Below are 25,425 nucleotides of genomic sequence, written 5' to 3'. Positions count from 1 at the left end.
GGGTGCGCCGCAGGCGGGCGGCCCGGCGGCGGCCGGGGGGTGTCGGAGGGGACCGGCGGCGGGCCCGGCGAGGCGGCGGGGTAGCCCCGCGGTGTCCGGCGCGACTTCGCCAACGTGCCCTAGCCGGCGTCAGCGGGTGGGCTCCCGGGGCCCGCTGGGGCCGCCACCTGCGATCGACGGGAGCCGGGGCGTCTACCATTGGCCGACGTGACTGATACCGGTAGCTCGCTTGGCCAGGACCCGATGGACTTCACCGACTCCGACAGCGGCCCCGACACCGAAACGGGCGCCGCCGGACCCGACCCGCTGGGCGGCGTGTGGGACGTGGTGGTGGTCGGCGCCGGCCCGGCCGGCTCCTCCGCCGCGTACGCCGCGGCCGTGCAGGGCCGGCGGGTGCTGCTGCTCGACAAGGCCGAGCATCCCCGCTACAAGACCTGCGGCGGCGGGATCATCGGCTTCTCCCGGGACAGCCTGCCGCCGGACTTCAAGCTGCCGCTGCAGGACCGCATCCACGCCGTCACCTTCGCGCTGAACGGCCGGTACACCCGCACCCGCCGCTCCAAGCGGATGCTGTTCGGTCTGGTCAACCGGGACGAGTTCGACCTGCGTCTGACGCAGTCCGCCGAGCAGGCCGGCGCCGTGCTGGTCACCGGCGTCACCGTCACCGGCGTGGAGCAGCAGGACGGCGAGGGCGGCGGCACGGTCTCCGTCACCACCTCCGACGGCCGCCGGGTCGAGGCGCGGGCGGTGGTCGGCGCGGACGGTTCGGCGAGCCGGATCGGCCGTCACGTCGGGGTGAGCTTCGACCAGATCGATCTCGGCCTGGAGGCCGAGATCCCGGTGCCCGAGTCGGTCTCCCGGCACTGGGCCGGCCGGATCCACCTGGACTGGGGCCCGCTGCCCGGCTCGTACGGCTGGGTCTTCCCGAAGACCGACTCCGGCACGCTGACGGTCGGGGTGATCTCGGCGCGCGGCGACGGCGAGCGGACCAAGGAGTACCTGGCCGACTACATCCGCCGGCTCGGCCTGGCCGGTTTCACCCCGAGCGTCGAGTCGGGCCACCTGACCCGCTGCCGGGCCGAGGACTCGCCGCTGTCCCGAGGCCGGGTCCTGGTGGCCGGTGACGCCGCCGGGCTGCTGGAGCCATGGACCCGCGAGGGCATCTCGTACGCGCTGCGCTCGGGCCGGCTGGCCGGTGAGTGGGCCGTCAAGGTGGCCGAGGCGGACGGCGGGGCGGACGTGCGCCGGCAGGCGCTCAACTACGCGTTCGCGATCAAGGCCGGACTGGGCGTGGAGATGCGGGCGGGCAAGGTGATGCTCGCGGCCTTCGAGCGCCGGCCGCAGGTCTTCCACGCGGCGGTCTGCCTGGTCGCGGCGGCCTGGCGGGCGTTCGCCCGGGCGACCCAGGGCCACACCAGCTTCGCCGAGGTGATGCGCGACCACCGGGCGGCCCGCAAGCTGGCCGCCGTCGCCGGCCGCTGAGCCGTACGGGCCCCGGGGCGGGCGGCGGTCCGCGCCCGCCCGCGCCGGGGCCCGGCGGTCACTTGAGGCCGCTGTCGAGGGCGGTGATCAGGGTGCCCGACGGGGTGTCGCCGGACATCTCCCAGACCATCGCGCCGAGCAGGTTCTGCGACTTCAGGTAGGCGGTCTTCCGGCTGATCGACCACGGGTCGTCGAAGGTCCACCACTGCCCGCCGGCGCCGGTGTAGCCGAAGGTGGAGACCGACTGGGTGTCGTGGTGGACGGTCAGGTTCGGCACGCTTACCAGCAGGTTGGCGTACCCGCGGGTGCCCGCCTCCTCGGCGAACTGCCCGGGCGCCGCGCCGCCGGCCGGCTGCCACTCGCCGTCCGCGCCGCCGTCGGCGACGGCCTGCCAGCCGCGGCCGTAGAACGGGAATCCGATGGTCAGCTTGCGCGGGTTCACCCCGGCGCCGAGGTACGCCCGGACGGCGCCGTCGACGCTGAAGTGGAAGCCGTACGGGTCCTGGGCGTCGGGGTAGAGGTCGGCCTGGTGACCGGTGCGGTTCGGCTCCCAGGAGTTGTCGCTGCCGGCGCCGTGGAAGTCGTAGCCCTGGATGTTGGCCACGTCCAGAGACCGGAAGATCTTCGTCAGGTCCCAGCCCTGGCCGATCTTGACCGGGTCGGCAGGCGTGAACGCGGTGAGCAGCCGGTGCGGACCGCCGAGGGCGTCCAGCTGCTTGCGGAACTCGGCCAGCAGCAGGGTCAGGTCGGCCTTGTCGGCCGGCGACCAGTGGTTGCCGGGGTGGCCGTCGGGGGAGCCGGGCCACTCCCAGTCCAGGTCGATGCCGTCGAAGATCCCGGCCGCGACGCCGGGCCCGCCGGCGCCGTTGTACGCGGGCAGGTCGCCCTTGATCCAGGTGTCCACGCAGGACTTGACGAACTTCTGCCGGGAGGCGTCGGTGGCCGCCACGTCGCTGAAGTACTTGGAGTAGGTCCAGCCGCCGAGCGAGACCACCACCTTGAGGTTCGGGTACTTGGCCTTGAGCTTCTTCAACTGGTTGAAGTTGCCGCGCAGCGGGCCCCAGCCGTCGTCGGCCACGCCGTCGACCGACTGGGCGGCACTGAACGGCCGGGCGTAGTCGGCGTCCGCGTCGCCGGCCCCGGTGCCCTGGTCGGGGTCCTGCGGGTCGGCGGTGGTGCCCTTGGTGACGCCGGCCAGGCAGGTCAGGTTGACCGGGTCGATGTTCTCGAAGGCGTAGTTGATCACGTCGAGCTTGGCCGCGCTGCCCGAGGTGTCGAGGTTCTTGACGAAGTACTGGCGGCCGTAGATGCCCCACTGGGTGAAGTAGCCGACCCGGGTGTACTTTCCCGCACCGGCCAGGTCGCCGGTGGTGACGGTGAGGGCGGCGGAGGCGGGCGAGGCGTTGTCGGCGGCGTCCCTGGCCTTCACCGTGAAGGTGTAGGCGGTCGCCGGGGCCAGGCCGGTGACGGCCGCCGTGGTACCGTTCACGGTCTGCACCTGGACGCCGTCCTGGTACAGGTCGTAGGCGGCCACCCCCTGGTTGTCGGTGGCGGCGTTCCAGGCGAGCGTCACGCCGGAGCCGGTGACGGCGGTGGCGCGCAGGCTGCCGGGCGCGGTCGGCGGGGTGGGGTCGGTGGCGGGGTCGACGGTCCGGGCGCTGACCGCGGCGCTCGCCGGGCCGGTGGTGCCGCGGGTGTCCTTCGCCCGGACGGTGAGGGTGTAGGCGGTGGCCGGGGTGAGCCCGGTGACGGTCGCGGTGGTGCCCGGGGCGGTGGCCAGCACAGTGGCGCCGGACAGCACCTCGTACGAGGCGACCGGGAAGTCGCCGGGCGCGGCCGCCGTCCAGCTCAGCGCGAGGCTGCGCGCGGTCGCGCCGGTCAGCTGCGGGGTGCCGGGCGCGCCGGGCGGCACGTCCTGGCCGCCGTCGCACTTGTCGCCGTTGATCCGGCAGTTGGCGGGGGCCGTGATCGGGCCGGTGGCCACGAACCAGAAGCTGTAGGGCTCGGTGGTGGCGTGCGGCTGCACGGTGCCGTTGTAGTAGGCGTTGACGGCGCTGACGTGGCGTCCGCTGACCGTCGCGGTGCCGTTGTAGCTGCTGCTGATCGTCACCCCGGCGGGCAGGTCGAACTCCAGCGTCCAGCCGGTGACGGCGGTCGCGTTGTCGTTGTGCACCACGAAGGTGCCCTTCCACCAGGAGCCGTTGTCGGCCGTGGTGAAGACGGCGGTGAGCCGGCCCGCGGCGTGCGCGGGCGTGGCGGCGAGCAGGGCGAGCGGAAGGACGAGCGAAGCCAGCAGGGCCAGGAGTCTGCCCCTGGCGTGGTGCCTCGACCGGACGAGCATCGGTGCTCCCTGTGTGGTGTGGGGGATCCGTACAGGGGTGCCGGGGAGCCACTGGCACTGTAGGTGGACCGGATCGGCCCGTCAACAGGTCCAGACCACAAGGGAGTTGGGCCGCGCCAGGCGGCGGCGCCGGTCAGCGGCAGAGCTGGTCGCCGAGCGGGCTGCGCGCGTACAGCACCGCCCGGCCGTGCCGGGCCCGGGTCACCAGCCGGGTGGCCGACAGCACCGCCAGGTGCTGGCTGACCGCGCCCGGGGTGACGCCGAGCCGGCGGGCCAGCTCGGTGGTCGAGCACGGCTCGGCCAGCAGCGTCAGCAGCCGCGCCTTCGGGCCGCCGACCAGCTGCTCCAGGGCCCGCGGCGGGGCCGGTGGGCGGCAGGCGCCGCCCAGGGTGGCCTGCCCGCGGGCCGGGTAGGTGATGGCCGGCGGATGGCGGTCGCTGATCGAGCTGATCGCGCCGCGGGCGAAGCAGGTCGGCAGGAACACCAGGCCGCGCCCGCCCACCTCGACGTCCACCTCGCCGTGCCGGCAGCCCCGGCTGATCGTCAGCACCCCCTCATCCCAGTGCAGCCGGCCGTCCAGGTCGCGGAAGACCGCCGCCGCGCCGCGCTCCGCCAGCACCCGGGAGCGGTGCACCAGGTCGGCGTGCAGCACCGAGCGGGCCCGCGGCCACCAGGCGGGGTGCAGGCAGAGCTCCCAGTACTCCTCCAGCGCGTCGGCGATCCGCGCCAGCAGCCGGGCCGGGTCGGCGAGGCCCTCGGCCAGCGGCGAGGGGACCGGCCGCCGGCCCGGCGCGAACGTCCGGGCCAGCTGCCCCGCCAGCTCCCCGGGCGGCAGGGCCCGTACCTCGGCCAGCTCCGCCCGGACGTCCGGGAACGGCACCGCCGGCCGCGGGGTCAGGAAGTCCGGTACGTAGCCGTTGTCGGCGACCAGCGACCGCAGCAGCGTGCCGTCCAGCCGCTCGAAGGCGGGCCGCATCGGCTCGAACCAGGGCCGCTGGTGGGGGTGGCGCCCGGGCCGGGTCCACATCTGGAGGCTCAGCACCGCCTCCTGCAGCGGTGAGCAGGCGAAGGAGACGGCGGCCAGCGCGTCCAGACCGAGCCGGAAACGGTGCACACGCCCCCCAGGTTTCAGGCCGGGGCTAAATCATTACCCCGGCTGCCCGCCCCGCGGTCTGATCATGCCATGCACACCAGTACCACCGGCCCGGCCGGCCTCCTCGCCCTGCCCGCCCGCCTGCTGCACCCCGAACCGGTGGTCCGCCGGCTCAGCGTGATCGTCTTCGTCAACACCCTCGGCAGCGGCCTGTCGATGACGCTCGGGGTGCTGTGGTTCACCCGGATGCTCGGTTTCGGCGCCGCGCAGGTCGGCCTCGGCCTCACCGCGGCCGGACTCTGCGGCGTCCTCGCGGGTGTGCCCGCCGGCCGGGCCTCGGACCGCTGGGGCGCCAGACCGGTACTGATCGTGCTGGTCTGCGTCCAGGCGCTCGGCACCGCCGGCTACACGCTGATCCACGGCTACGCCCTGTTCGTCCCGCTGGCCTGCGTGGTCGCCGCAGCCGACCGCGGTGCCACCGCCGTGCGCGCCGCCCTCTACGCCGACGTGCTGCCGCCCGACGACCGGGTCGCCTGCCGGGCCTACCTGCGCTCGGTCACCAACGTCGGGATCGCCCTCGGGGCCTGCCTGGCCGCGCTCGTCCTGGAGGCCGACACCCGCAGCGCGTACCTCGCCGCGCTGATCACCGACGCGGCCTCGTTCGCCGTGGTCGCCGTGCTGTTCGCGGTCCTGGTCCCGGACCGTCCCCGGGCCGCCGCGGACGGCCGCCCGGCCGGGCGCACCGGCGGCCCCAACCCGGCCCTGCGCAACCTGCCCTACCTCGCCGTCACGGCCCTCAACGGCGTCCTCACCCTGCAGTTCGCGATGCTGGAGGTCGGGGTGCCGCTGTGGGTCGTCCAGCAGACCGAGGCGCCGCGGGCGATGGTCGCGGGCTCGATGCTGGTCAACACCGTGCTGGTGATCGCCCTCCAGGTACGGGCCACCCGCAGCGTCGACCGGCCCTCGGCGGCCGCCCGCGCGTTCCGGCGCGGCGGCCTGCTGGTGGCCTGCTCCTGCGTGGTGCTGGCGCTCGCCCACGGGCTCCCCGCGGCCGTCGCCGCCCTGCTGGTGGTGGCGGGGGTCGCGCTCCAGGCCCTGGGCGAGGTGCTCGGCCAGGCCGGCACCTGGTCGCTCGGCTACGACCTCGCGGCCGACGGCGCCCACGGCGCCCACCAGGGCGTGTTCAACACCGGCCAGGCCGCCGCGATGATGCTCGGACCGGCCCTGGTCACCTGGCTGCTGATCGGCCACGGCCTGCTCGGCTGGCTGCTCCTGGGCACCCTGTTCGCGGCCGGCGCCCTCGCCATGGGCCCGACCGTCCGCTGGGCCGAACGCCGCCCGGCCCCGGTCGTCGCGGCCTGAAGCCCGCGGGCAGCCCGGCGCTCAGGCGCGGACCCACCGGTGCAGCGCGCCGCCATCCTCGTCCAGGGTCAGCCAGCTGCCGTCGCCGAGCGCCCGCGGGTGGCCGCGGACCGGCCCGCGGGTAGGCGATCGGGCCGAGCGGGCGGAGCGTCAGCGCGTCCAGCAGCCAGTGCTCGCCGTCCTCCCGGGACCGCCTGCCCGCGGCCGTCAGTACGGTGTACGGGTCCAGGAACCCGGCGAGCAGGTCCCACGGCTCACCGAGGGCGCCGCGGGCCATCACCGTTGCCCCGTCGGGGAAGCGGTGCAGCAGCAGGTCGCCGCTGCCGTGCGGAGCGGTCAGGAAGGCCAGGCCGGACGGGTGGACGTCGGACACCACCCGGAAGCCGTCCCCGAGGGGATGCGCCGTCAGCCCCGTGCCGTCCCAGTGGCCGAGGTACAGCGGTGAGCCGTCCTGGCCCTGGCCGATGCCGAGCAGCATCCGCCCGCCGTCCGGGTGGGGGATCTGGTACGAGCCGGCGGTGCAGCCCTCGATCCGGGCCCGGCCGAGCGGGCGGCCGTCGGCCAGGCCGAGCACCACCCACTCCTCGTGGCTGTCCACGGCCGGATCGCCGTGGTCGATGTCCGGCAGTACGTGCGCCCAGACCGTCTGCCCGTCCACCCCGACCCGGCAGGAGCCGTTGTCACGTCCGGGGCAGGGCGCCGGGCCCTCGTGGCGGTGGCGGCCCTCACCCCAGCACCCGTGCCGGTACTCCCACCGGAGCCGCCCGGCACGGTCGACCGCCCGGACGGAGCGCTGCCCGCACAGCACCAGCAACCCGCCGTCGGGGGACACCGCGTGGACGCCGCCGGACCAGCCCGGCCACGGATTCGGCACGGTGCTCTCCGGTGCGGTGTCACCCGCGAACACGCGGTCCAGGTCGTACACCGCGAGCAGGTCGCCGTCGCGCAGCACCGCCCGGCGCGGGCCGGGGCCCAGGGTGAGCGCATGACCGCCGGTCACCGCCCGGGCGTCGGGCAGCACGGCGGTGGCCAGCAGACGGGCGCCGATCGGCACGGGTGATCCTCCGGGAGGGACAGCACGGCGGCGGCAGCGGTCAGCGGACGACCGCGGGCAGGGGGCGCAGGTGGGGGCGGTCGGCCGGGGGGACGTCGGTGGCCGGGCCGGCGGCGCGCAGGACCACGTCCAGGACGGCGTCCGGGTCGCAGCCGTAGCCGCCGGAGGCCCAGGCCGAGTTGGCCTCCACCACCGCCCAGCGGCCGGAGTCGAGCCGGCCGACGTCGACCGCCACCGCGCTCGGCAGGCCGCCGCAGGCCAGGACCTCGGCGGTGAACGCCAGCACCTCGGCCCGGTCGGGGTCGTCCTCGAGCGGGACGACGTCGAGCCGCCCGCCGGACTGGTAGCGGCTGCCGGTACGGACCTCGCCGTCCAGCACGAACAGCCGGTACTCCCGCTCGAACGACACCACCTCGCTGACCAGCACCGGCAGGTCCTCCGGCAGGGTGCCGGGCGCGGGCAGGCCGGCGCCGCCCTCGTACACCCGGGCCGCGAACAGCTTGTCGCCGGGCGGCTTGACGAACGCCGGCCCCGCCGACCGCCGCGCCCCGGCCAGCGTGCCGAGCGTGACCCGGCGCCCGGTCAGCCCGTACGGCAGCGACGGGAGCCAGCCGGCCGGGTCCTCCAGTGCGCCGATGCCGAGCTCCGCGCCCACCGCGTCCGCGAACAGCGGTCCGCCGTACAGGTGCGCCGGGCGCAGGCCGCGCAGTTCCTCGGGCACCGCCCAGCGGGTGGCGGTGTGGGCGCGCAGGCCGCGGCGGCGGGCGGCGGTGAGCAGTTGCAGGCCGGTCTCGTTGACCCGGGGTGCGAGGAGCAGGAGTCGGTCGGTCACCCGGTCGATCCTGCCGGTTCCGACCCGCCGCCGACCAGCGGTTTTCCGTGGCTCCCTGGCCCGGGGCGAGCGGCTCGTGCGAGAGTGCCCAGCGTCCGACCCACCCTCAGCCGGAAAGCAGGCAGCCGCGATGACCCGCGAGGTCCCCTTCGTCCGCATCACCACCGCCGATGCCGTCACCACCCTGGAGCTGGACTCCCCGCACAACCGCAACGCGCTCTCCACCCGGCTGATGGCCGAGCTGGCGAAGGGCCTCGCGGACGCAGCCGCCGACCCGGCCGTCCGGGCCGTGGTGCTCGGCCACACCGGCAAGGTGTTCTGCGCGGGCGCCGACCTGTCGGAGGCCACCGGCGCCGACCCGACGGTGGGCCCGCGCGGGCTGGTGGACCTCCAGCGCGCCATCGTCGACTGCCCGAAGCCGGTGATCGCCGTGGTGGACGGGCACGTCCGGGCCGGTGGCCTCGGCCTGCTGGGCGCCGCCGACCTGGTGATCGCCGGGCCCGCGTCGACCTTCGCCTTCACCGAGGTGCGCCTGGGCCTGGCGCCCGCCGTGATCTCGCTGCCGCTGCGCCCGCTGCTCGAGCCGCGGGCCGCCTCCCGGTACTACCTGACCGGCGAGACCTTCCAGGCCGCGGAGGCCGCCCGGATCGGTCTGGTCACCGAGGCCGCCGAGGACCCGCAGACGGTGCTCAAGACGGTCCTGGACGCGATCCGGCTCGGCTCGCCGCAGGGCCTCGCCGAGTCGAAGCGCCTGGTGACCGCGGACAAGGTGGCCTCGTTCGAGCGGGACGGCGAGGAGCGGGTGGCGCAGTCCGCGCGGCTGTTCGGCTCCGAGGAGGCGCAGCAGGGCATGCGGGCGTTCCTGGAGCGCCGACCGGCGCCGTGGGCGCAGTGACCCGTCGGGGCGCCGGGCGGTCCGCCGCCCGGAGCGGCGGTCAGCCCCAGCGGATCGGGGAGCCCTCGCGCCACAGGTCGAGCAGCGAGGCGTCCCCGGCCACCTCGGCCCGGTCGGCCGGCAGCCGGTTCCAGAGCAGCAGGTAGAGGTCGTGGGCGCGGCCGGTCACGGTGCAGTCGGCCGGGCCGGCCCCCGCGCCCTCGGTGACCGTGACCGGGTCCCGGCCGATCGTCACCAGCCAGGACACCGGCCGGTCGGTGGCCCGCACCAGCAGGGTGCGGGTCCGCTCGCTGCGCAGCCGGCCGCGGGGGCGGACCAGGAACCCGGTGAGCAGCTCGGCGAGGCCGTCGGCGGCGAACGCCGGGTCGGTGGCGGTCGGCTCGGCGGCCCCGGCCGCGGACTCGGCGTCCACCCGGTGCACGGCCGTCTCGTGGGCCTGCCGCCGGGCCCAGAACGCCAGCGGCGACTTCGCCGGCAGGAAGCTCCAGCAGTCCAGGCCGGCCGGGGCCCGGTCGAGCTCGGCGACCAGGGCGGCGTGTCCGTCCCGGAACCAGCCGAGCAGCCCGGCGTCGTCCGGGTCCGGTCCCCGGGCGGCCCGGGTCGCGGCCTCGTCCGGCGGCTGCCGTAGGCGGTCGCGGACGATCGCGGTGGCCCAGCGGTGCACCTGGCCGGTGTGCAGCAGCAGGTCGCGCAGCCGCCACTCGGGGCAGGTCGGCACCGGGGCGTCCAGGTCGGTGCGGCCGGCGGCGTCGGCCAGCAGGGCGCCTTCGCGGCGCAGCGCGTCGAGGTGCTCGGAGATCTCCACCGGCGCAGTCTGCCATCCGGCGGATGTGATGTTGATCCCTCGCCAGGCCGACGCCGGGCCGCCGGCCGATACGGTAGCGGCATGCCGATCACCCGTACGCTCCTGACCGCTGCCCGCTCCCGAGGCCGCCGCGCCGCCGGGCGGTTGGTGCACCGCGGGTGGCGCTGGGTGCAGGAGGCCGGGGCGGTCTCCAACCGCAACCCGGGCCCGTACCGGTTCGGGGAGCTCGGTGACGGCAGCAAGCTGGCGTTCCCGCTCGGCACGGTCTTCAACGAGCAGTCGATCGCGATCGGGCCGTTCTGCATCATCGGTGAGCGGGTCACCATCTCGGCCGGGTTCCTGCCCGGGCTGGACCTCGGGCCGGAGCCGATCGTGCGGATCGGCGGCGGCTGCGTGATAGGCCGCGGCAGCCACCTGGTCGGCCACCAGTCGATCGTCCTCGGCGACAACGTGTGGACCGGCCCGGGCGTGTACATCACCGACCAGGCGCACGAGTACCGGGACACCGAGCTGCCGATCGGCAAGCAGTGGCCGCGCAACGAGCCGGTGGAGATCGGCGCCGGCTCCTGGATCGGCACCGGCGCGGTGATCCTGCCGGGCGCCCGGATCGGCCGCAACGTGGTGGTCGCGGCCAACGCGGTGGTGATGGGGGAGATCCCCGACCACAGCGTGGTGGCGGGCGCCCCGGCGAAGGTGGTCCGCTCCTGGACGCCCGCCGAGGGCTGGCAGCCGCCGATCCGCCACGACGCGCCCCGCCCGCTCCCGGAGGGCGTCACCGCCGAGCAGCTGCGCGCCCTGGTCGGCTGGGACCTGCACATCCCGGAGGCCGAGCCCGGCCACTAGGCCGAGCCCGGCGGATCTTGCCGGGCGCGCGACGACGGATCATCCCGACCGGACGCACGCCCGAATCGCCCAAGTACGTCCAGTACGAGGCCGATTCGGGCGCACGCCCGGACGGGCGCCCGACGCCGCGCGCTGATCCGACAAGATCCGCCGGACAGGCCCTAGGCCGGACCCGGCCCCGGGGTGCTACTTCTCGAGGCCGTCCCAGCCCCAGCGCGGGGTGGGCCCGGGGTCGCCGAGGTCCTGCCCGACCGGTTCGGCGGAGACCTCGCGGGCGATCCGGGTGCCCCAGTCGAAGTACTCCAGGACACGCCGGCGCAGCAGGCCGTCGTCGGGGAGCTCCTGCTCCACGGCGGCCGCCATCAGCTCCATCCAGCGGACCCGCTGCTCCTCGGTGATGGCGAGGCCGAGGTGGGCGCGCAGCAGCGCCTGGTGGCCGCCGAGGTCGGCGGTGAACCGGTCGGGCCCGCCGAAGACCTCGGCGAGCCAGACGGCGACGTGTTCGATGTGGGTGGGGGTGAAGTCGGCGAAGACCGGTGCGAGCAGCAGGTCGGCCAGCACCAGGTCGTAGAAGGTGTTGCTGAGCCGCCGCAGCGCGGCGGTCCCGCCGACGGCGTCGTACAGGTTTCCGGTGGGCTCGGGCACGGGTCCTCCTGGGGTCACGGCCACCGGCATCCCCGACCTGATGGCCCGTCACCGGTCAGGGTACGGAACGCCAGGCGTCGGCGATGAGCCGGTCCAGGTCCGAGCGGTCCGGGTGCCAGCCGAGTTCACGCCGGATCAGGGCGGTGTCGGAGACCAGCCGTGGCGCCTCGGGCTGGGCCGGGCGGTGGACCACCGGCACCGGGCGGCCGGTGATCCGCTCCACCGCGGCGATGATGTCCAGCATGGCGGCGGGCGTCGAGCCGACGTTGTAGGTGCGGCCCGCGGCGGCGGGCGTGGTGAGGGCCAGCAGGTAGGCCCGGGCCACGTCGTCGACGTGGACGAAGTCGCGGACCACGGTGCCGTCGCCGTTGAGCTCCAGGTGGGGGTGGTGGCCGGCGGCGACGGCGAGCGCCTTGGGGATGATCCGGGCCTCGTCGACGTCACCGGTGCCGGCCGCGTTGAAGCAGCGCAGCACCACGGGACGGACGGCGCCCTCGGCGGCGCGGGCGTGCAGCAGCTGTTCGGCGGCGAGCTTGGAGGCGCCGTACGGGTTGCCGGGCGCCGGCGGGGTCGACTCGGTGATCGGCTGCCGCTCGGGCGCGCCGTACACGGCCGCGGTCGAGCCGAAGACCAGCGGGACCGGGTCGGGGCGGCCGGCCAGCGCGTCCAGCAGGGCGGCCATCCCGCCGTGGTTGACCTCCCAGTGCGCCTCGGGGCGGACCACCGACTCGCGGCTGCGGGTCAGCGCCGCGAGGTGGCAGACGCCGTCGACCCCGGCGACGGCGGGTGCCAGGGCCGCGCGGTCGCGGATGTCGCCCCGCAGGCTGCGGGTGACGGGCAGCCCGGGCGGTGCCTGGGCCCGCCGCCCGAAGGCCCACACCTCGTGCCCGGCCGCGGCGAGCTGCCGCACCACGGCCGTGCCGACGAACCCGTACGCCCCGGTGACCAGGACCCGCACCGCTACCGCCCCTCCTGCGGCCGGCGCGGCGCACACCGCCGTCCGGCCCGATCTCGTCCCCGGGCCGGGCCACCCCGGCCGGCCCGCCGCTCCTCCGCCGCCCGGCGGGAGCGGGTGTCTCAGCCCGTGGCGGGCGGTGTCAGGGTGACCAGCGCGGCCGTGCCCGCGACCCGCAGCAGGGCGGTGGCGCCGCCCGGCAGCAGTGCCGCGTCGAAGCGGCCGAGCCGCACGCCGTCCGGCTCCGGGCGGTCCGGGCCCGAGCCGTCCGGGTCCAGCCGGGCTTCGCCGGCCAGGCAGACCAGCAGCAGGTCGGCGCCGGCCGGGACCCGCAGGGCGCGTCCCTCGGCGGTGACCTCGACCTGGGCGGTGGCGTGGCCGCGGCGGGTCATCACGTTGAAGTCGACGACCGGGCCGCCGAGCAGCCGGCAGTCGGTGGCGGCGTCGCCGGGGAAGGCGAACGGCTCGAACGGTGCGGCGAGCCGGTGTTCGGCGCCGTCGACGGTCAGGGCCATGCCGTCGCCCTCGACCACGGTGATCACCCGGTCGACGCCGTCGAAGCGGGAGAACGGGCCGCCCTGCGCGACGTCGGCGAGGCTCACCCGCCAGGCGAAGTCGGCCAGCGCGGCGCCGGCCGGGAAGCCGGCCACCTCCCGGGTGACGCCGCCGCCGTTCAGCCAGGGGCTGGCCGCCCGGTCGTGTGCCCGCAGTACCTGGATCGCCATCTGCCCCGTCCGTCCCGTCCGTGCTCCTCGGCCGCATCCTGCCACGTCGGCGGGCCCACCCGGGAACGGCCCGGGAACGGCGGCGTCCCGCCCCGCGCGGTTCGCGGGACGGGACGGCGCCGAGGGGCGGGTGGGGTCAGTCGATGGTGACGACCTGCTCGGCCTGCGGCCCCTTCGGGCCCTGGGTGACGTCGTACTCCACCCGGTTGCCCTCCTCGAGCGACTTGAAGCCGCTGGTCTGGATGGCCGAGAAGTGGACGAACACGTCCGGGCCGCCGTCGTCCTGCTGGATGAAACCGAAGCCCTTGTCGGCGTTGAACCACTTCACCGTGCCAGTAGCCATGGGTACGCGCATCTCCTTCGCTGCCACCGCGTGCGCTTCGCACACGGGCCCGTCGCAGCCACCTGCTGCCGGGACCGGGCGAAATCCATCCTCCCCGGGCCGGGGCGTTCCGCCCGTCAGGCTGCCGGTGTGTCGCGGAGCGTGTCACCGGCGCCACCGGGGGTGCCCGGGCGGGCCGCGCCGCGCCGTCCGCCGCCGACGGCCAGGGCCAGCAACCCGGCCAGTACGGCGGCCGCCGCGACCGTGGTCAGCGCGGTCGGCAGGCTGCTGGCGTCGGCCAGGAAACCGATCACCGGCGGGCCGATCAGCATGCCCGCGTACCCCAGGGTGGAGGCGGTCGCCACCCCGCGCGGGCCGCCCGCCGCGCCGGCCTGGGCGATGGCCAGCGGGAACAGGTTGGCCAGTCCGAGGCCGACCAGGACGAACCCGGCGAGCGCCGCCGGGACGGACGGCACCAGCGCGGCGAGCAGCATGCCGGCGCCCGCCGTCAGCCCGCCCGCCAGCATCAGCCGGCGCTGCCCGAGCCGGACCGACAGCCAGGTGCCGCTCACCCGCCCCGCCGTCATCGCCAGCGCGTACGTGGCGTACCCGGCGGCCGCCAGCCCCGCGCTCGCGTGCACGTCGTCGGTCAGGTGCAGGGTCGCCCAGTCGGCGAGCGCGCCCTCGCCGTACGCGGTGCACAGGGCGGTCAGGCCGAGCAGCAGCACCAGCAGCCGGGCGTGCGGCAGTCCGCGCCGCCCGGTGGCGGTGGGCGCGGCGGTGGACCGGCCGGCCGGCGGGGTGTGCGGCGCGGCGGCCGGGGTGCGCAGCAGGACGGCGCCGGCGGCGGCGGTCACCGCGAGGCCGAGCAGGCCGCCGAGGGCGAGCGCCCAGGCGGTGGTGAGGACGCCGGCCAGCAGGCCGCCGACGGCCGCGCCGAGCAGGCCGCCGAGGCTGTACCCGGCGTGAAAGCTGGGCATGACGGGCCGTCGCAGTTGGGCGACCAGGTCGACGGCGGCGCTGTTCATCGCGACGTTGGCGGCGCCGTAGCCCGCGCCGAACAGCAGCAGGACGGCGCCGAGCGAGGCGACCGAGTGGGTGTGCGCGGGCAGCGGGACGGCCAGCGCGAGCAGGGTGAGCGAGGCGACGGTGACGGGCCTGCTGCCGTACCGCACGCAGAGCCGGCCGACCAGCGGCATGGTGGCCACCGCGCCGGCCGACACGCACAGCAGGGCCAGGCCGAGCGCGCTGTGCGAGGCTGCGACCTGGGCCCTGACGTCCGGGATCCGGACCACCCAGGCGGCGAACAGGAAGCCGTCGACGGCGAAGAAGGCGGTGAGCGCGAGCCGGGCGGCGGACCAGGCCGGAGGCTGCGCCGGGGTGCGGTCGGCGGCCGCGTCGGGGGTGTCGCCGGTGGGGCCGACCGGGTGATCGAGGGGGGAGGACGGGACGGAGGTTTTGTTTATTGGCGGCACAAAGTCAGAATAGGGGAGTGCAGCACTCACCGACAAGCCCGACCTCCGCCCACGAGGCCCGCCGCCGCCCCGCCCCGGACCGCGGCCGCACCCTGCTCGGCCCCGCGCTGCGGCTGGTCCACACCGGACAGGCCCCCACCCGCTCCGCCCTGACCGGCGGCCTGGAGGTGACCCGCGCCACCGCCGGCGCCGTCACCGCCGAACTCGAGGCGCTCGGCCTGATCACCGTCGACTCCCGGCCGGCGGGCGGCGGCCGCGGCCGCCCCTCGCACCGGCTCGCCGTCGACCCGAACGGACCCGTGGTGGTCGCGGCCCAGCTCCACGCGGACGGGGTGAGCGTCTCGCTCGCCGGGCTGGCCGGCCGCCTGGTCGACCCCGTCCACCTCCCGCTCCCGGCCGCCACCGACCCGGTACGGCTGCTGCGCGCCGTCGCCGAGACCGGCGCCAGGCTCGCCGCCGACTCCAGCCGCCGCTGCCTGGGCGTCGCGCTGGCCCTGCCCAACCCCGTCACCGAACCGGACGGCACCGCGCTGGCCGCCCTGCACTTCGCCTGGCCCAGCGGCACCCCGGTCGCCGACCTGTTCGCCGCCGAGGTGGCCCGGGCCGACTTCGGCCCGCGTGCCCTGCCGGACCTGCCCAGCGCCGTCGCCAACGACGCCAACCTCGCCGCCCTCGCCGAGCACCGCCACGGCGCCGGCCGCGACTCCCGCCACCTGCTGCTGGTCACCTCCGGCCACCGCGGCGTCGGCGGCGCCCTGGTCATCGACGGCCGCCTGCACACCGGCAGCGCCGGACTCGCCCTGGAGGTCGGCCACCTGACCGTCGACCCGCAGGGCCGCCCCTGCGCCTGCGGCAACCGCGGCTGCCTCAACTCCGAGACCGACCCCGAGGCGCTGCTCGCCGCCGCCGGCCGCACCCCCGACCCGGCCCGGCCGGTCCTCGCCCAGGCCCGGGACCTGGCCCGGGCCGCGGCCCAGAACCCGGCCGCCCGGTCCGCGGTCGAGCACGTCGTCGACCGCCTCGGCCTCGGCCTCGCTGGCCTGGTGAACATCCTCAACCCCGACCGGATCGTGCTCAGCGGACTCCACCTCGACCTGCTCGCGGGCGCCCCCGACCGGCTCGCCACCGTGGTCGCCGACCGCTGTCTGTGGGGCCGCAGCGGCCGGGTCCCGATCGTCCCCGCGCAGGTCCACCACGCGGGCCTGGTCGGCGCCGCCGAACTCGCCTGGGAGCCCTACCTGGACGACCCGCAGGCCACCGCCGCCCGCTGACCCCGCCCGGGCCGCCGACCCCGCCCGGGCCGGGGGACCCGGCCGCCCCCGGCCGCGCCCGTCACGGCGTGACGACGGCGAACAGCCGGTCGGGCTCGGTGGTCACCGAGAGCAGCCGCCGGAACAGGTCCGGGTCCCCCTCGGCCCCGACGCCCTCCGGGCTCCCGCCGCCGAGCAGCGCCAGCAGCTGCGCCTTGCCGAGCGTGAGGGTCAGCCCGGCCGGCGTCCTCGGCTCGGTGCCGAGCGGGCCGGCGCGGTGCGTCAGCACACCGTGGACCAGGGTCAGCCGGTGCCGGCGCCCCTCCTCGGCCATCACCAGGTCGACGGTGAGGTCCTCGTCCCAGGCGGCCGGCCCGTCGACCCGGATCGCGACCGAGTCGATCAGCTGCTCGGTGGTCAGCGCCATCGCCATCTCGGGGTTGGTGGCGTCGACCACCTGGCCGCCCGCCCCGGTGCGCAGCTCCAACGCCGCCGTCAGGTAGAAGTTGCGCCACGGGCCGTTCTCCGCGCCGCGCCCCAGGCGGTCGTACACCCCCGCCAGCTCCTCCCGGGCCGCCGGGTCGGCCGGGTCGGCGAACACCAGGTGGTCCAGGACGGTCGCGGCGAACCGCAGGTCGCCCGCCGCCACGTAGCCGCGGGCCTTCGCCAGCGCCTGCTCGCGCCCGCCCGCCAGCTCGACGTAGCGCCGGGCGAGTTCGGTCGGCGGATGCTCCCACAGCTTCGCCGGATTGCCCTCGAACCAGCCCAGGTAGCGGTGGTAGATCGCCTTGACGTTGTGGCTCACCGACCCGTAGTACCCGCGGGCGTGCCAGGCGTGCTCCAGCGCGGGCGGCAGCCGCAGCTCCTCGGCGATCTCGGCCGCCGTCAGACCGTCGTTCAGCAGCCGCAGCGTCTGGTCGTGCAGGTACGCGTACAGGTCGCGCTGGCCGGTCAGCAGCTCCACCACGTTGTCGTGGCCCCAGGTCGGCCAGTGGTGCGAGGCGAACCCCACGTCGTACGTCCCGTGGAACAGGTCGATCGCCTCGTCGATGTACCGCGACCACCTCCGCGCGTCGCGCACCACCGCGCCGCGCAGCGTCTGGATGTTGTGCATGGTGTGGGTGACGTTCTCCGCCAGGCACAGCGCCCGCAGGTCCGGGAAGAGGAAGTTCATCTCGGCCGGCGCCTCGGTGCCCGGGGTGAGCTGGAAGACGATCCGCACCCCGTCGACCGTCTCCTCCTGCCCGGTCGCGGTGACGTCCACGGTCGGCGGGACCAGCGTGATGGTGCCGGTCGACACCGCGCTGCCCAGACCCGAGCCGACCAGGCCGTCCGGGTCGCGGGGCAGCCGGTCGCCGTACATGTACACCGCGCGCCGGGACATCGCGTTGCCCGCGTACACGTTCTCGCTGACCGCGTGCTCCAGGAACCCGGCCGGGGCGATCACCGGCACCCCCTGCGCCTCGCCGCCGGGCAGCACCCCGCGGGCGCCGCCGAAGTGGTCCGCGTGCGAGTGGGTGTAGATCAGACCGGTCACCGGCCGCTCGCCCCGGTACTCCCGGTACAGCGCCAGCGCCGCCGCTGCCGTCTCGGCCGACACCAGCGGGTCGATCACGATCACCCCGCGGCCGCCCTCGACCAGCGTCATGTTCGACAGGTCCAGCCCCCGGACCTGGTACACGCCCTCGGTCACCCGGAACAGCCCCTGCCGCGCGCACAACTGCGCCTGCCGCCACAGACCCGGGTGCACCGTGCCGGGACACTCGGCCCGCAGGAACGCGAAGACGCCGTCGTCCCACACCACCCGCCCGTCGGCGGCCTTGACCACCCCCGGGGTGAGGGCGGCGACGAAGCCCCGGTCGGCGTTGGCGAAGTCGGTGGTGTCCTCGAAAGGCGGGAGGCTCATCGGGCAGCTCCGTTCCGCTCGGTACGCCGCTCCGGCGCCGCGGCCCGGCCGTCGGGCAGAGCCGTACCCGCCATCCCAGCACCTCGCCCGGGCCCCCGCATCTCGTGGCCCACCGGCCGCGGAGGCGGCGGGAATCGCGGCGCGGCAGGCGGTGTTCGCCCCGGCATGACCGACTCTCCCGCCGCCGACCTGCTCCGCTACGCCGCCTTCACCGCCGACCCCGACGGGGGCAACCCGGCCGGTGTGGTGCTCGACGACACCGGCCTCGACGACGCCACCCGGCTGGCCGTCGCCGCCGAACTCGGCTACTCCGAGACCGCCTTCCTCGCCCCCGCGGCCGCCGGCGGGCGCAGCTTCACCGTGCGCTACTTCAGCCCCAAGGCGGAGGTGCCGTTCTGCGGGCACGCCACGGTGGCCGCCGCGGTCGCCGTGGCGGAGCGCACCGGCGTCGGGGAGCTCCTGTTCGAGACCAAGGCCGGCCCCGTCCCGGTCCTGGTCGAGCAGGGCCCGCACGGCCTGCTGTCGGCGACCCTGACCAGCGTCGAACCGCAGGTCCACCAGGTCGCCGCCGCCGACCTCGCCGAGGCCCTCGCCGCGCTCGGCTGGCACGAGGACGAACTCGACCCGCTGCTGCCGCCGCGGATCGCCTACGCCGGCGCCCGGCACCTGGTGCTCGCGGCCGGCACCCGGGCCCGGCTGGCCGACCTGGCGTACGACTTCGAACGGCTGGCCGCGCTGATGACCCGGCTCGACCTGACCACCCTGCAACTCGTCCACCGGGAGTCCCGGCGGGTGTTCCACGTCCGCGACCCGTTCCCGGTCGGCGGCGTGGTCGAGGACCCGGCGACCGGCGCCGCGGCCGCCGCCTTCGGCGCGTACCTGCGCGAACTCGACGGCATCGACGACGGCGAGCTGACCCTCCACCAGGGTGCGGACCTCGGACGCCCCGGCGTCCTGCGGGTGGAGCTGCGCCCCGGCGACCCGCGGATCCGGGTCAGCGGCACCGCCGTGGCCATCACGGCCGACGACGGGCGGGGCCCGGACCGGGGCTGACAGACCGTAGGGCGGCGCGGAGGCGGCCGGACGGCGACGGCTATAGTGCGCGGGCACACCGTTCGTACCAGAGCTCGTACCAGAGATCGAGAAGGAACCTTGCGCATCCTCCACGCCGCGCCCGCCCTTGCCGTCTGCGCCCTGCTGACCGGCGCGCTCACCGCCTGCACCGGCGGCTCCGACGCCAAGGCCCCGGCCGCGTCCTCCGCCGCCGCGTCCAGTGCCTCCCCGTCGGCCACCGAGGCCGACCCGAAGGCGGCGCTGCTCGCCTCGGCGGCGGTGATGAAGCAGGCCGGCAGCGCCAAGCTGACCGTCACCGGCGGCCGGGCCGCGCTCGACAACGTCGGGCGCGGCGCCGGCGCGATGGTCTGGAACGGATCGCCGGCCCTCCAACTGGACGGCACCGACGGCCCGGACTCCGCGAAGTTCCGCTACGCCACCGACGTGATCTACCTCGACGTGCCCGCCGCCGACCGCGCCCACTTCGACAACAAGACCTTCATGAGCTTCGACCGCAAGGCCCTGGCCGCCAAGGTCCCCGGCAGCGACATCTTCGACTCGCTCCCGCCGATGATGATCACCCTCGACCCCACCCTGGTCCTGACCGTCGCCGCCAACAGCGGCCTGCCGTCCTCCCGGGGCCACGAGACGCTGAACGGCATCGAGTCGGTCCACTACCGCTCCACCGTCACCGCCGCCGCCCTGGCCGACGCCGCGCCGGGCCTGGACCCGGACACCAAGGCGAAGACCCTGGCCACCCTGGTCAAGGACGGCGACCAGGTCACCTTCGACTTCTGGGTCGACGCCAAGGGCGTGCTGATCCGGCAGAAGGAGAGCGACGCCACCAAGCCCAGCGGCGCCACCGTGGTCACCTACACCGACCTCGGCGCCGGGACGGTCGAGGTGCCGCCCGCGGCGGACGTCGCCGACGTCGCCGCACTGCTCAACGGCTGAGCCGCGGCGCGTACGCCGTCCGTACTACGCAGGGAGTAGCCGCGCCCACCCCGCCGGGCTGACGACCGGCGGCCACCGGCGCGGCTAGCCTCGTCGCATGACCGATCCGACCCCGCCCTGGCAGCCCCCGTGGGTACGCGCCGCCAAGGCCGGCCGGCCGGTCGCGCTCGCGGTGCTGGCGGCCGTCGTCCAGGTGGCCGGCTCGGCCGCCGCCGGCCGGCACCAGCCCGACCGCGTCCCGCTCGACGCCCTCGGCTACCTGCTGCTCCTGCTCGGGCCCGCCCTGCTGGTCGAGCGGCGCAGGCGTCCGGCGGCGGTCGCCGTCGCCACCACCGCCGTCACCCTGGTCTACGTCGTCGCGGGCTACCCGTACGGACCGGTGTTCCTGAGCATGGTGGTGGCCTTCTGCGTCGGGGTGCAGCTCGGCCACCGCCGGGTGGTCTGGGCCTGCGCGGCCGTCTTCTACACCGCCCACCTGCTGATCGGGCACGGACTCCCGGCCGGTCTGCTGCGCGCACCCGCCGGCGCCCCCAACGGCTGGCAGGAACTGGGCGTCGCCGCCTGGCTGCTGCTGGTCCTCGCGGTCTCGGAGATCCTGCGCTTCCGGCGGGAGCGGATCGCCGTCGTCCGGGCCGCCGCCGAGCAGGCCGAACGCCGCCGGGTCGACGAGGAACGGCTGCGGATGGCCCGCGAGTTGCACGACATCCTGGCCCACAGCATCTCGCTGATCCACGTCCAGGCGGGCGTCGCACTGGAACTCATGGACACCCGGCCGGAACAGGCGCACAGCGCCCTGGTCACCATCAAGGCCGCCAGCAAGGAGGCGCTCGGCGAGGTCCGGCAGGTGCTCGGCACCCTGCGCGGCCCGGCCGACTCCGCCCCGCGCGGTCCGGCCCCGGGGCTGGACCGGCTCGACGAACTGGCCGACCAGGCCCGGTCGGCCGGACTCGCCGTCGCGGTGCACACCACCGGCTCCGGACCCGAGATCCCGGCCGGCCTCGGCCTCGCCGCCTTCCGGATCGTCCAGGAGGCGCTCACCAACGTCCTGCGGCACTCCGCCGCCCGCACCGCCGAGGTCACCGTGGACCGCCTCCCCGACGCCCTGCGGGTCCGGATCACGGACCCGGGCCCGGCCGGCGCCGCCGCGGGACCCCGCTCCGGCGGGGCCGACGGCTCCGGAACGGGCCTGGTCGGGATGCGCGAGCGGGCGTCCGCCCTCGGCGGCACCCTCACCGCCGGGCCGACGCCCGCCGGCGGATTCCTGGTGGAGGCCCGGCTGCCGTACCCGGCCGAGGGCGGGCCGTCGTGATCCGGGTCCTGCTGGCGGACGACCAGCTGCTGGTGCGGGCCGGCTTCCGGGCACTGCTGGAGGCGCAGCCGGACCTGACGGTGGTCGGTGAGGCGGACGACGGCGACCAGGCCGTCCGGCTCACCGCCGAGCTGCGGCCGGACGTCGTCCTGATGGACATCCGGATGCCCCGGCTGGACGGACTGGAGGCCACCCGGCGGATCGGCCTCGACCCGGCGCTGGCCGCCGTCCGGGTGGTCGTGCTGACCACCTTCGAGCTCGACGAGTACGTCTTCGAGGCGCTGCGGGCCGGGGCCGCCGGCTTCCTGGTCAAGGACACCGAGCCCGCCGACCTGCTGCGCGCGGTCCGGGTCGCCGCCGCGGGTGACGCGCTGCTCTCGCCGGGCGTCACCCGCCGCCTGATCGGCGAGTTCGCGGCCCGCTCCAAGGAACCGGCCGGGCCCGGGCTCGACGTCCTGACGGACCGTGAGCGCGAGGTGCTGGCGCTGGTCGGCCTCGGCCTGTCCAACGACGACATCGCCCGCCGCCTGGTGGTCAGCCCGCTCACCGCCAAGACCCACGTCAGCCGCGCGATGGTCAAGCTCGGCGCCCGGGACCGCGCCCAACTCGTGGTACTGGCCTACGAGTCGGGCCTGGTCCGGCCGGGCTGGCTGGGCTAGGGCCCCTCGCCGGTGGCGGGTGCGCGCTACACCGGCGTCCGGCGGCTCTCGGCGGCCACGGCGTCGGCGAGCCGCCGCAGGCCCTGCGGGTCGGCCTGGAGGAACAGGTTCGGCTCGATCAGCTCCAGCTCCATGACCAGCGGTTCGCGGTCCGCCCCGAGTGCCAGGTCCACCCGGGCGAACAGCAGTTCGCCGGCGGCCGGTACGGCCGCGAGCGCGGCGCGGGCGGTACGGAGCTCCGCCTCGGTCGGGTGGTACGCGGTGACGCCCGGGTGCGCGACGCGGTCGTTGTCGATGGTGTTGGGCTCGGTCAGCACCGGCCCCTTGCGGATCGCGTGGCTGAAGGCGCCCGCGACGAAGACCAGGGCCCGCTCGCCCTCGGCCACCAGCGGCAGGTACGGCTGGACCATCGCGGTACGGCCCTGGTCGAGCAGCATCCGGGCGTGCCGCACCGCGTCCGCCGCCCGGCCCGCCTCGTAGCGGGCGGTGTCGCGGGCCCCGGCGGAGACGGCGGGCTTGACCACCACGCCGTCGGGCCGGTCGAAGTCCGCCTCGTGGAGCGGGTCCCCGGGCTCCGCGAACCGGGTCGGCACGACCGGCACCCCGCGGGCGCCGAGGTCACGCAGGTAGCGCTTGTCGCTGTTCCAGCGCACCACCGGCGCCGGGTTCCACAGCCGGGTGACCCGGGCCGTCGCGTCGGCCCAGGCCAGGAACTCGTCGAGCCGCTCCGCGTAGTCCCAGGTGGACCGGACGACCGCCAGGTCGAACCGCTCCCACACGCCGGGGTCCGCGTCCCAGGGGACCGCCTCCGCGGCCGCCCCGTCGGCGCGCAGCGCGTCCACGATCAGCGGCAGGTCGGCGTCGTACGCGACGCCCACCTCGCTGGTGGCGACGGCGATCCTGGCAGTGCCCATGCGGTCCTCCGGTAAGTGGCGGTCTGCGAACCACCCTATCCAGCCGGGTCGTGCAGGTGTTCGGCACGGCCCGGCGGGCCGGGTACTCCCGGGGGAGTAGCGCGGGAGCCGCTGCCGGGACGACGCGCCGGGGCCGGCCGCGGCGGGAGGCTCGAAGGGCCCGGGGAGCCCGGGCGGTGGCGAGAACCGACGAGGGAGATGGACCCGATGTACACCCTGCTTGCCGATGCCGACGGGCACTGGCCCGGCCCGTGGATCCTGCTGGTCCCGCTGTTCTGGCTGGCCGTCGTCGTGGTGGTGGTCACCCTCGCCCGCCGCGCCGGGTGGCGCCGCGGCTGCGGCGACGGACCGCTGGCCGCGCTCGGCCGCCGCTACGCCGACGGCGAGATCGACGCCGACGAGTACCGGGCCCGGCGGGCCGTCCTGACGGAGCACCACCGCGGCGGCGCCAAGTGACCACACCGCCCACGGCCGCCACCCCGGCCGCGCCCGCCGCCCGGGTCATCGGGGCCGTCAAGGAGTACGGCTCCGCCGACACCCGGGTGCGGGCGCTGGACGGGGTGACGGTGGAGTTCCCGGCCGCCCGGTTCACCGCGATCATGGGGCCCTCGGGGTCCGGCAAGTCGACCCTGATGCACTGCGCGGCGGGCCTGGACACCCTCACCGAGGGCCGGGTCCACCTCGGCGGCACCGAGCTCGGGGCGCTGGACGACCGGCGCCTGACCCTGCTGCGCCGCGAGCGGATCGGCTTCGTCTTCCAGGCCTTCAACCTGGTCCCCACCCTCACCGTGCTGGAGAACATCACCCTGCCGGTCGACCTGGCCGGCGCCGCCCCCGACGGGCCGTGGCTGACCGAGCTGATCGAGGTGGTCGGCCTCGGCGACCGCCTGCGGCACCGTCCGAGCGAGCTGTCCGGCGGCCAGCAGCAGCGCGTCGCCGTCGCCCGGGCCCTGGCCGGGCGCCCGGAGGTGGTGTTCGCCGACGAGCCCACCGGCAACCTGGACTCCAGGGCCGGCGCCGAGGTGCTCGCCCTGCTGCGCCGCGCCGTCGACGCCATGGGCCGCACCGTGGTGATGGTCACCCACGACCCGGTCGCCGCCGGGTACGCCGACCTGGTGCTGTTCCTCGCGGACGGCCGCCTGGTCGACACCATGGACGCCCCGACCGCGGACCGGGTGCTCGACCGGATGAAGGACCTGGACCGCGGCACCGGCCGGGCCCGCACCCCGGACCGGGACCCGGCCACCGGAGCCGGCCCGGTGCCGGTCCACCACCGGGGAGCGGGCCGGTGAACGCCACCCGCAGGCTCGCGCTGCGTTCGCTGCGCGCGCACCGCCGCCGGCTGGCCGGCACCTTCCTCGCCGTCCTGCTCGGCGTCGCCTTCCTGGCCGGCACCATGGTGCTCGGCGACACCCTGCGCGCCAACTTCGACACCCTCTTCGCCGACGCCAACCGCGGCACCGACGCCGTGGTGCGCAGCGCCGACGTCCTGGACGCGCCCAACACCCCCGGCGGGGTCCGCGCCCCCGTCGACGCGGCGCTCGCAGACCGGCTGCGGGCGGTACCGGGCGTGGCGGCCGCCGAGCCGTCCGTCCAGGGCAGCGGACAGCTGGTCGGCAAGGACGGGCGCCCGGTGGGCGGACAGGGGCCGCCCACCCTGGCGGGCAACTGGCTCACCGACGCCGGGCTGAACCCGTACCGGCTGGCCGAGGGCCGCGCCCCCGCTGCACCCGGCGAGGCCGTGCTCAACCGCGGCGCCGCCGCGGCCGGCGGCCTGCGGATCGGCGACACCGCGGTGCTGCGCACCCCGGACCCGGTCAGGATCACCGTCGTCGGCCTGGCCACCTTCGGCGCCGACGCCGACGGCATGGGCCCGAGCACCTTCACCGCGCTGACCCTGGCCGACGCCCAGCGGTACCTGACACCGAAGGGCACCGGCCAGGCGAGTGCGATCCGGCTCCGGGCCGACGGGCTGACGCAGGAACAGCTCGCCGAGCGGCTGCGCCCGGCGCTGCCCGCCGGGGTGGAGGTGGTGACCGGCCGGGCCGCGTCGCAGGAGAGCACCGAGCAGGTGTCGGGCCGGTTCCTGACCATGTTCACCACCCTGCTGCTGGTCTTCGCCGGGATCGCGCTGCTGGTGGCGACCTTCACCATCCACAACACCTTCGCCATCGTGGTCGCCCAGCGGACCAGGGAGAACGCCCTGCTGCGGGCGCTCGGTGCGAGCCGCCGGCAGGTGCTGGGCGCCACCCTGGGGGAGGCGCTCGCGGTCGGCGTGCTGGCCTCGGCGGCCGGGCTGCTCGGCGGTGTCGGCATGGCCACCGGGCTGAAGGCGCTGTTCTCGGCGCTCGGGTTCGCCCTGCCCACCGGCGGACTGGTGATCGGTGCGGCGGCCGTCGCCCTGCCGCTGGTGACCGGTACCGCCGTCACCGTCCTGTCCGCCCTGCTGCCGGCCGTCCGGGCCGCGCGGACGGCGCCGCTGGCCGCCCTGCGCGACACCGCGGTCGACGACGCCGCCACCGGGCGCCCGGCCCGGGTCCGGGCCTGGGCC

The 25,425-nt window shown here is 76.1% G+C and carries 23 protein-coding genes; 12 read left to right on the top strand and 11 right to left on the bottom strand.

Annotation, left to right across the window (positions count from 1 at the left end; genetic code table 11):
- Positions 1-207 precede the first annotated feature (207 nt).
- The gene (locus AA75_RS04510; protein WP_033818422.1) at positions 208-1,482 is read left to right on the top strand and encodes a geranylgeranyl reductase family protein; all 1,275 of its coding nucleotides are present in this window, start codon (positions 208-210) and stop codon (positions 1,480-1,482) included.
- Between the two features lie 58 nt (positions 1,483-1,540).
- On the opposite strand, the gene AA75_RS04505 is transcribed toward AA75_RS04510, so the two are convergent.
- Positions 1,541-3,823 (bottom strand): glycosyl hydrolase family 18 protein, encoded by a 2,283-nt coding sequence (locus AA75_RS04505; protein ID WP_033818414.1) that lies wholly within the window; start codon positions 3,821-3,823, stop codon positions 1,541-1,543.
- A 133-nt stretch (positions 3,824-3,956) separates the two neighbouring features.
- A complete protein-coding gene (locus AA75_RS04500; RefSeq protein WP_033818413.1) occupies positions 3,957-4,937 on the bottom strand; it encodes a helix-turn-helix domain-containing protein in 981 nt (326 codons plus the stop codon).
- Between the two features lie 69 nt (positions 4,938-5,006).
- On the opposite strand from AA75_RS04500, the gene AA75_RS04495 reads away from it, so the two are divergent.
- Positions 5,007-6,278, top strand: a complete 1,272-nt coding sequence (locus tag AA75_RS04495; protein ID WP_051811838.1) for an MFS transporter — start codon at positions 5,007-5,009, stop codon at positions 6,276-6,278.
- A gap of 1,094 nt (positions 6,279-7,372) precedes the next feature.
- Here AA75_RS04495 and AA75_RS04490 read toward each other — a convergent pair.
- Positions 7,373-8,164: an ATP-grasp domain-containing protein gene (locus tag AA75_RS04490; RefSeq protein WP_051811837.1), complete on the bottom strand. Its 792-nt coding sequence runs from the start codon at positions 8,162-8,164 to the stop codon at positions 7,373-7,375.
- Between the two features lie 130 nt (positions 8,165-8,294).
- Between AA75_RS04490 and AA75_RS04485 the strand changes: the two genes are divergently transcribed.
- On the top strand, positions 8,295-9,059 hold the full coding sequence (locus AA75_RS04485) for an enoyl-CoA hydratase family protein (protein WP_051811836.1): 765 nt from the start codon (positions 8,295-8,297) through the stop codon (positions 9,057-9,059).
- A 40-nt stretch (positions 9,060-9,099) separates the two neighbouring features.
- Here AA75_RS04485 and AA75_RS04480 read toward each other — a convergent pair whose 3' ends face one another.
- Positions 9,100-9,864 carry a maleylpyruvate isomerase family mycothiol-dependent enzyme gene (locus AA75_RS04480; RefSeq protein ID WP_033818412.1) on the bottom strand — a complete coding sequence of 255 codons (765 nt, stop codon included), beginning with the start codon at positions 9,862-9,864 and terminating at the stop codon, positions 9,100-9,102.
- An 81-nt stretch (positions 9,865-9,945) separates the two neighbouring features.
- Here AA75_RS04480 and AA75_RS04475 point away from each other — a divergent pair, with 81 nt between their 5' ends.
- On the top strand, positions 9,946-10,707 hold the full coding sequence (locus tag AA75_RS04475) for a DapH/DapD/GlmU-related protein (RefSeq protein ID WP_033818411.1): 762 nt from the start codon (positions 9,946-9,948) through the stop codon (positions 10,705-10,707).
- A 186-nt stretch (positions 10,708-10,893) separates the two neighbouring features.
- Here the strand turns inward: AA75_RS04475 and AA75_RS04470 are convergent, their stop codons facing one another.
- The 5 genes from AA75_RS04470 to AA75_RS04450 form a co-directional block, all read right to left on the bottom strand.
- Entirely contained in the window at positions 10,894-11,352 is a 459-nt protein-coding gene (locus AA75_RS04470) for a group II truncated hemoglobin (protein WP_033818410.1), read from the bottom strand.
- 55 nt (positions 11,353-11,407) lie between these two features.
- A complete protein-coding gene (locus AA75_RS04465; protein ID WP_033818409.1) occupies positions 11,408-12,310 on the bottom strand; it encodes an NAD-dependent epimerase/dehydratase family protein in 903 nt (300 codons plus the stop codon).
- A 119-nt stretch (positions 12,311-12,429) separates the two neighbouring features.
- On the bottom strand, positions 12,430-13,032 hold the full coding sequence (locus AA75_RS04460; protein WP_033818408.1) for a HutD family protein: 603 nt from the start codon (positions 13,030-13,032) through the stop codon (positions 12,430-12,432).
- Positions 13,033-13,168: 136 nt separating this feature from the next.
- Positions 13,169-13,375 carry a cold-shock protein gene (locus AA75_RS04455; RefSeq protein WP_033818407.1) on the bottom strand — a complete coding sequence of 69 codons (207 nt, stop codon included), beginning with the start codon at positions 13,373-13,375 and terminating at the stop codon, positions 13,169-13,171.
- 116 nt (positions 13,376-13,491) lie between these two features.
- Positions 13,492-14,820 (bottom strand): MFS transporter, encoded by a 1,329-nt coding sequence (locus AA75_RS04450; protein WP_051811840.1) that lies wholly within the window; start codon positions 14,818-14,820, stop codon positions 13,492-13,494.
- Between the two features lie 26 nt (positions 14,821-14,846).
- Between AA75_RS04450 and AA75_RS04445 the strand changes: the two genes are divergently transcribed.
- On the top strand, positions 14,847-16,100 hold the full coding sequence (locus AA75_RS04445; RefSeq protein ID WP_051811834.1) for an ROK family protein: 1,254 nt from the start codon (positions 14,847-14,849) through the stop codon (positions 16,098-16,100).
- A gap of 61 nt (positions 16,101-16,161) precedes the next feature.
- Here AA75_RS04445 and AA75_RS04440 read toward each other — a convergent pair whose 3' ends face one another.
- Positions 16,162-17,985, bottom strand: a complete 1,824-nt coding sequence (locus AA75_RS04440) for an alkyl/aryl-sulfatase (RefSeq protein ID WP_033818405.1) — start codon at positions 17,983-17,985, stop codon at positions 16,162-16,164.
- Positions 17,986-18,150: 165 nt separating this feature from the next.
- On the opposite strand from AA75_RS04440, the gene AA75_RS04435 reads away from it, so the two are divergent.
- The 4 genes from AA75_RS04435 (at position 18,151) to AA75_RS04420 (ending at position 21,960) form a co-directional block, all read left to right on the top strand.
- Positions 18,151-19,038 (top strand): PhzF family phenazine biosynthesis protein, encoded by an 888-nt coding sequence (locus tag AA75_RS04435; RefSeq protein ID WP_033818404.1) that lies wholly within the window; start codon positions 18,151-18,153, stop codon positions 19,036-19,038.
- Between the two features lie 99 nt (positions 19,039-19,137).
- Positions 19,138-19,992, top strand: coding sequence for a hypothetical protein (locus AA75_RS04430; protein WP_033818403.1), 855 nt, complete (start codon positions 19,138-19,140; stop codon positions 19,990-19,992).
- Between the two features lie 97 nt (positions 19,993-20,089).
- A complete protein-coding gene (locus tag AA75_RS04425) occupies positions 20,090-21,301 on the top strand; it encodes a sensor histidine kinase (RefSeq protein ID WP_051811833.1) in 1,212 nt (403 codons plus the stop codon).
- Positions 21,298-21,960 (top strand): response regulator transcription factor, encoded by a 663-nt coding sequence (locus tag AA75_RS04420; RefSeq protein ID WP_033818402.1) that lies wholly within the window; start codon positions 21,298-21,300, stop codon positions 21,958-21,960. The genes AA75_RS04425 and AA75_RS04420 overlap by 4 nt, the downstream gene beginning before the upstream one ends.
- Before the next feature lie 26 nt (positions 21,961-21,986).
- On the opposite strand, the gene AA75_RS04415 is transcribed toward AA75_RS04420, so the two are convergent.
- On the bottom strand, positions 21,987-22,874 hold the full coding sequence (locus AA75_RS04415; protein WP_033818401.1) for a RimK family alpha-L-glutamate ligase: 888 nt from the start codon (positions 22,872-22,874) through the stop codon (positions 21,987-21,989).
- A gap of 207 nt (positions 22,875-23,081) precedes the next feature.
- Here AA75_RS04415 and AA75_RS04410 point away from each other — a divergent pair, with 207 nt between their 5' ends.
- The 3 genes from AA75_RS04410 to AA75_RS04400 all read left to right on the top strand — a co-directional run.
- On the top strand, positions 23,082-23,330 hold the full coding sequence (locus tag AA75_RS04410) for an SHOCT domain-containing protein (protein ID WP_033818416.1): 249 nt from the start codon (positions 23,082-23,084) through the stop codon (positions 23,328-23,330).
- Positions 23,327-24,166, top strand: a complete 840-nt coding sequence (locus tag AA75_RS04405) for an ABC transporter ATP-binding protein (protein ID WP_051811832.1) — start codon at positions 23,327-23,329, stop codon at positions 24,164-24,166. The genes AA75_RS04410 and AA75_RS04405 overlap by 4 nt, the downstream gene beginning before the upstream one ends.
- Positions 24,163-25,425: FtsX-like permease family protein (locus AA75_RS04400; protein WP_033818400.1), on the top strand; the 1,263-nt coding region annotated here is incomplete at its 3' end. The genes AA75_RS04405 and AA75_RS04400, both read left to right, overlap by 4 nt.

It is taken from the genome of Kitasatospora sp. MBT63 (assembly GCF_000710465.2).
Classification (GTDB): domain Bacteria; phylum Actinomycetota; class Actinomycetes; order Streptomycetales; family Streptomycetaceae; genus Kitasatospora.
Note: the sequence above shows the minus strand (reverse complement) of the source record. Positions and strands in the feature narration are given on the sequence as shown.